Raw genomic sequence first — 4,710 nt, 5'->3', positions numbered from 1 at the left:
GCATGGCCCATCAGCACCGACATCTGAAACAGTCACTGAGAGCGATGGCGCCGGCCGCGATCACCGGGGTGCACAGCGCGACGAGCACCACCGTCGTGGGGTGGTCACGGGCGGGCACTTCCGGGTCCAGGACGTTCGGCAGCGTGGTCAGCAGGAGGACCGGCAGCGCCACCACGAGCAGGAGCAAGCCGCCGACACCTGCACCCAGCATCGACGCCGTGCGCGGCCGCTGCTCCTCGTGGACCGTTCCTGCGTGCGTCACGACACCCCTCCTGGGTGAGCCGCCTGGCGTTCGGACACAGCAACCGTAGGAGCCGCCACCGCCTCGATCCGCGGGATCGAGGAGATGAGCACCCGGCCGCCGCGGCATCGAGCGTGAACCTCCACCTGCCCTGCTCGCTCGTCGGTACGACCACGAAGTCGTCGGCCACCCCTGATCGCGCGACCAGCGGCACGACGGAGCGAGACTGGGCGATCAGCCGCCGTTGACGGTTGGTGGCGGCGCTGAGCTCACAGGAGGAAGTCGCGCCCAGTGCAGCCGTGTCCTTGACACGCTGGCGCTGTGAGCGACGTGATCGTGTACGAGGACCAGCCCCTGCCGCTGGGGCGCACGTGGGTGGTCACCGCCCGGGCGCGTGTGGAGGCGGCAGCGGAGGTCCTTCCGAAGATCCGCCTGGGCGTCGAGGGCCAGGCGGTGGGAGGTGCTGCGGTGACTGCTCGAGTGCAGGAGGGGCGCGCCTTCACGATCACGGTGGAGTTCGAGGACCCGGTCGTGCCGGCCTGGGACCCTGTCATGCACCCGTCCTCGCGCAGGAAGCTGGAGAAGCAGCGCACGGTGTGGTCCACGCACCTGGCGAGCGAGCGCGCCCACATCGACGACGCGGGGCTCGACGTCCGGGTGGACACCGCCTGGGACCTGACACCGGGATGGGTGCTGCCCGCCCCGCGGCCGGGCTTCGCGATGATGGGCGACTTCGCACGGTTCCCGGGATGGCACGTCCTGGTGCTGCGAGGTGCGGTGAGCAGCTTCGGCCTCCAGGCCCCGGCCTGGTGGGGGCCAGCCGATCGCTCACCCGCGGGGGCTGAGCCCGGCCAGGTGCAACCCGCGGACGGCACGCTCGTCGTGACGGTGGCCTTGCACTCAGCTTGACCGGTGGCGACACCACCAGGACGCGGCGTGAGCGGTCAGGCGGGCGCTCAAGCCGGGGCAGCATCGAGCAGCGCTTCGCCGTTCGCGTCGTAGACGTCGGTGCGGTGCACGTCCAGGTGCCGCGGATAGGCCAGCACCGCCCAGCGCACGTCGTTCCGGTGCGGGTCGTCCACGACGCGCAGGTCCTCGCGGGTGCCGTCCGAGAGGTGCACCACCACCGCGCGCACGTCGGCGCGCAGCTTCATCAGCCAGGTGGCCGGCTCGTCGGCATCACCGCGGCCCCAGCCACCGCCGACCACCTGCCCGGGCGGCAGCGGGGTGCAGCGCTCTGCGGTGCCCCAGCACTGGCGCCCGGCGGCGGTGCGCATGGTGAGCACCACGCCGGGTCCGCGGGGGGTGTCTTCGCTGCGCAGCGTCCACTGCGCGCCGTCGACGGCGGTCCCGCTCAGCAGGAGGGTGTCCACGCGGCTCAGTGTGCGCGGCTTCTCAGGTCGTGTCACCAGCCGCGCATCGAGGCAGCGACGGCGCCCGCACTTCGGCGAGAGCACGCGATCGGCGCCCTGCGCGGACGTGCTCGCAGGCCCTCGTCAGGAAGGATCAGTCGTGCGGGCACGACCGAGCGCGTCCTGCAGCACCTGCCGGTGCTCGGGGTGCGCCCAGGTGAGCCCGCCCAGTTCGCCGGCGCGGAACCACGCGATGCGCTCGTGCTCATCGGCGAGCTGGTTGCTGGGCTGGCCCTTCCACCTCCTGACCCGCCAGGCGCTCACGTGCAGCTGCGCGCCGGGCGGGCCGTCGGCGAGGTGCAGGCGGGAGGCGGGCTCGTCGTCGCAGTCGAGGACGTCGATGCCGAGCTCCTCGCGCAGCTCCCGGCGAAGAGCTTCGGCCTCCAGCTCGCCCGGCTCGACGTGCCCGCCGGGAAGAGCCCACGTGCCGGGGTAGGCGCGACGCTGCGCGCTGCGCAGGGTGAGGAGCACCCGACCTTCCGCGATGAGGATTCCGGTGACCACGGTGTGCACCGGTGAAACCAAGCAGGAGGCCCTGACACCACCTGCCGACGGTGGGCCCGACCCGACCGCGCGCCGCTGTCGGAGTAGGCGTGGTCCACCGGCAGGTCGGTACCGGCCTCGACCAGGGCCTGCACCTCCTGGTGGCCGCGGGCCGGCACCGCGTGCGGCAGGTGCCAGCGGTGCGCGGTGAAGGTGCCGGCGACGACGACCCGGTCCCCGGCGGCCAGGTGCTGGTGCAGGCGCTGCACGGCGACGGTGATGCGCCGGCCACCGTCGGCTCCGGCGTGCTCGGCGGCGAAGTCGCGCACCAGCGCCTCGAAGCGGTGCCGGCGAAGGAGTCGGTGGCGAGCAGCGTGTCGTCCAGGTCGAAGACGGCACAGGGCTTCGGGGGCACCTGGTGGGCCTAGGCGGCAGCCGACCGATACTCCTCGAAGACGGCTCCGAGGGTGCGGCGAGCGGTGCGGGACGCCTCGTCGTCCCGGTCGACGCTCTGGGCGCAGGTGGTCAGGGCCTTCCACAGCGCCCAGCCTCGGCCGCGGGCCCACGTGGCCTCGTCGACGGCCAGGCGGTCGCGGAAGGCTCGCCGCCCGGCGGCGTCCAGCAGCGTCCAGGCCCCGGCCAGGTCGCACGAGGGGTCCCCGACCCCGCAGGTGCCGAAGTCGATGACGGCCGCCAGGCGTCCGTCGCGGAGCAGCAGGTTGCCGGCGGCCACGTCCCCGTGGAACCAGACCGGGACCCGGTCCCAGCGCGCGTCCAGAGCCGCCGACCACACCTCACGGGCCAGGCCGACGTCCAGGCCGGTGCCGAGGCGGCCGTCGAGCGCCTCCAGCGCGGTCCGGGTCGCCGCGTCGTAGGTGCGCAGGGTGCTGCCGCGGAACCAGTTGTGCACGCCCGGGGGTGGCCCGTCGGTGGGGTCGATCCGTTGCAGGGCGGCGAGGAAGCCGGCCAGGTCGAGGGCGAAGCGGACCGGGTCGACGGTGCCGTCGGTGACGGTGCCGGCGGTCACCGGGTCCCCGGGCAGCCAGCGGTACACCGACCAGGCGAAGGGGTAGCCGCAGCCGGGTCCGCCCCGGGCCAGCGGGGTGGGGACGGGCAGCGGGAGCTGCTCGGCGAGCCGGGGCAGCCAGCGGTGCTCCTTCTCCACCGCGAGGGCGTACTCGGCGGCAGTGGGCAGGCGCACCGACATGTCCGGGCCGAGGTGGAAGGTGGAGTTGTCCCAGCCGCCGTCGGCGACCGGGCGCACGGGCAGGTCGGCCCAGTGGGGGAACTGCTCGGCGATGAGCTGCTGCACCAGTTCAACGCTGACGGTGAGGCGGGCAGGCACGGGGCCGAGGTCGTGCGCGGTGCTCACGCGCGTCGGGTCGGGGCGTTCACGGGTGCCGGTGGGGCGGTGTTCCGGGCCACGGGGACCAGGCTCTCAGACCGGGCGTCGCGCGCCCACCCGCGCTTCCCGCGGATCGGCACGGCCGTGAACCGCGGAAGGGGCCGGGCTCGCTCCCCCACCCCCGCGCGCCCGAGGGACCGTCAGTCAGTCCCCGGTGGCGGGTTCCTGCTCCGCGCGCGGCGGCCGGCGGGGGACCACGGTGCCGTTCAGCGGCAACCGGCGGATCGCCACGCCCCTGACCTTGCGGCGGTTGGCCGCGGCGAGGCGCTCGCTGAGCAGGATCGCCCGGCGCAGGGCACGGCCGGGAGGGTCCGGCGCGGGCTCCGGTCGTCGTGGCACAGCCCGCCTCCCGTGGTCCTCCCGCGGTGCCCCCCGCGTCTCGAGCCGGGCACCGCGTCGTCGCGTCCCCGGGACCGTCGGGTCGCCGGGGAGGTCCTTGTTCTAGCGGACCGGGGGCGCGGAGGCCACCGAGACGCCCGCACACCCCCCGTTCGCCACGCGGAGCGACGACCACGGCACCGCGCGCAGTGGTTGTGCGACTGCGTGCGACGGGTCAGGCGGTGGGCGTGACGGGGGTGGGCGGGTGCGGCGGCACCCGGTTCGGCCCGGCCTCCACCGGCCGCGGCCGGTCCAGCGGGTGCAGGCGCACCGCGACCAGCGCCACGTCGTCGTCGTGGCCGGCGGGCACCAGGCGGGTCAGCACCTCGTCGCACAGGTCCTCCAGACCCAGGTGCGCCAGCTGCGCCACCGCGTCCTGCAGCCGGGCGAGGCCGTCCTCCAGGGAGTCCCCGCGGCGCTCGACGAGCCCGTCCGTGTACAGCAGCAGCGTCGAGCCGCGGTCCACGGCGATCGCCGCGTCGGAGCGGCGGGTGCCCGGGTCCACCCCCAGCAGCAGCTGCGGCGGGTGCGCGGCCAGGGCGCTGACCGTGCCGTCGGGAGCCAGCAGCACCGGCGGCAGGTGCCCGGCGCTGGACCAGCGCAGCCGCGTCACGTCCCGGGCCCGCTCGTCGACGACCTGCTCCAGGCGCGCCACGAGCGCGGTCGCGGTGGTGTCCACCGCCAGGCCCTGCATGGTGGCGTCCAGGCTGGTGAGGACCGCGGCCGGCCCGGCGCCGCTGGAGTACGCGATGCCGCGCAGCAGGCTGCGCACCTGGCTCATCGCCGCGGCG

8 protein-coding genes are annotated in these 4,710 nt (G+C 74.9%); 2 read left to right on the top strand and 6 right to left on the bottom strand.

From position 1 onward, the window contains the following. Positions 1-10 precede the first annotated feature (10 nt). Positions 11-262 (bottom strand): hypothetical protein, encoded by a 252-nt coding sequence (locus tag V9U69_RS14985; RefSeq protein ID WP_337062654.1) that lies wholly within the window; start codon positions 260-262, stop codon positions 11-13. Positions 263-562: 300 nt separating this feature from the next. Here V9U69_RS14985 and V9U69_RS14980 point away from each other — a divergent pair, with 300 nt between their 5' ends. Beyond that, positions 563-1,150 carry a hypothetical protein gene (locus V9U69_RS14980; RefSeq protein WP_337062653.1) on the top strand — a complete coding sequence of 196 codons (588 nt, stop codon included), beginning with the start codon at positions 563-565 and terminating at the stop codon, positions 1,148-1,150. Between the two features lie 47 nt (positions 1,151-1,197). Here the strand turns inward: V9U69_RS14980 and V9U69_RS14975 are convergent, their stop codons facing one another. Both V9U69_RS14975 and V9U69_RS14970 read right to left on the bottom strand, forming a co-directional pair. Continuing rightward, a complete protein-coding gene (locus tag V9U69_RS14975) occupies positions 1,198-1,614 on the bottom strand; it encodes a hypothetical protein (RefSeq protein WP_337062652.1) in 417 nt (138 codons plus the stop codon). Positions 1,615-1,737: 123 nt separating this feature from the next. Beyond that, the gene (locus V9U69_RS14970; protein ID WP_337062651.1) at positions 1,738-2,166 is read right to left on the bottom strand and encodes an NUDIX domain-containing protein; all 429 of its coding nucleotides are present in this window, start codon (positions 2,164-2,166) and stop codon (positions 1,738-1,740) included. 80 nt (positions 2,167-2,246) lie between these two features. Between V9U69_RS14970 and V9U69_RS14965 the strand changes: the two genes are divergently transcribed. After that, positions 2,247-2,564, top strand: a complete 318-nt coding sequence (locus tag V9U69_RS14965) for a hypothetical protein (protein WP_337062650.1) — start codon at positions 2,247-2,249, stop codon at positions 2,562-2,564. Here the strand turns inward: V9U69_RS14965 and V9U69_RS14960 are convergent. The 3 genes from V9U69_RS14960 to V9U69_RS14950 all read right to left on the bottom strand — a co-directional run. Next, positions 2,561-3,508: an aminoglycoside phosphotransferase family protein gene (locus V9U69_RS14960; RefSeq protein ID WP_337062649.1), complete on the bottom strand. Its 948-nt coding sequence runs from the start codon at positions 3,506-3,508 to the stop codon at positions 2,561-2,563. The genes V9U69_RS14965 and V9U69_RS14960 overlap by 4 nt on opposite strands. 177 nt (positions 3,509-3,685) lie before the next feature. Then, entirely contained in the window at positions 3,686-3,880 is a 195-nt protein-coding gene (locus V9U69_RS14955; protein WP_337062648.1) for a hypothetical protein, read from the bottom strand. Positions 3,881-4,094: 214 nt separating this feature from the next. Further along, on the bottom strand, positions 4,095-4,710 hold a 616-nt coding region (locus V9U69_RS14950; RefSeq protein ID WP_337062647.1), incomplete at its 5' end, for a PP2C family protein-serine/threonine phosphatase.

The sequence above is a fragment of the Kineococcus sp. G2 genome (assembly GCF_037154035.1).
GTDB lineage: Bacteria > Actinomycetota > Actinomycetes > Actinomycetales > Kineococcaceae > Kineococcus.
Note: the sequence above shows the minus strand (reverse complement) of the source record. Positions and strands in the feature narration are given on the sequence as shown.